Annotated in this window: 1 protein-coding gene; it reads left to right on the top strand. The window is 48.3% G+C overall.

What is annotated here, in order from left to right; translation table 11 throughout:
* Positions 1–66 precede the first annotated feature (66 nt).
* Positions 67–542, top strand: a 476-nt coding sequence (locus NE664_13055) for a glycosyl hydrolase 115 family protein (protein MCQ4727561.1), incomplete at its 3' end; no start/stop codon positions are given.

The raw sequence follows: 542 nt of genomic DNA, 5'->3' as shown, positions 1-542 counted from the left end.
GTGATTGTAGGGACGGACAGGCGGGGAACTATCTATGGAATCTACGATTTATGTGAGGAAATCGGTGTGTCACCCTGGTATTTCTGGGCGGACGTTCCGGTAAAGAAGAAAGAGTGGCTGGTATTTCCAGAGGACTATGAAATTATCGACTATCCTTCCGTGGAATACAGAGGAATATTTATCAATGATGAGGAGGAACTGGAACGCTGGGCGAAGCTTCATATGGAGGAGGACACTATCGGCGTCCATACCTATGAGAAGATCTTTGAACTTCTTCTTCGGCTAAAGGCGAACTATATATGGCCGGCCATGCATGTGAATTCCTTTAACCGCAGGAAGGAAAACGGCGCCCTGGCAGACCGGATGGGGATTGTAGTCGGTACCTCACACTGCGATATGCTGATGCGGAGTAATAACCGGGAATGGCTTCCATGGCTGAAAGAAAAGGGATACGAAGGTGTGAAGTATGACTACACCATTGAGGGCAGAAATCGGGAAATTCTCCATGAATACTGGAGGGAGAGCGTGATCCAGAATCGGGA

This window comes from Anaerotignum faecicola, from assembly GCA_024460105.1.
Taxonomy (GTDB): Bacteria; Bacillota; Clostridia; order Lachnospirales; family Anaerotignaceae; genus JANFXS01.
This window is presented reverse-complemented; position numbering and strand designations above follow the sequence as displayed.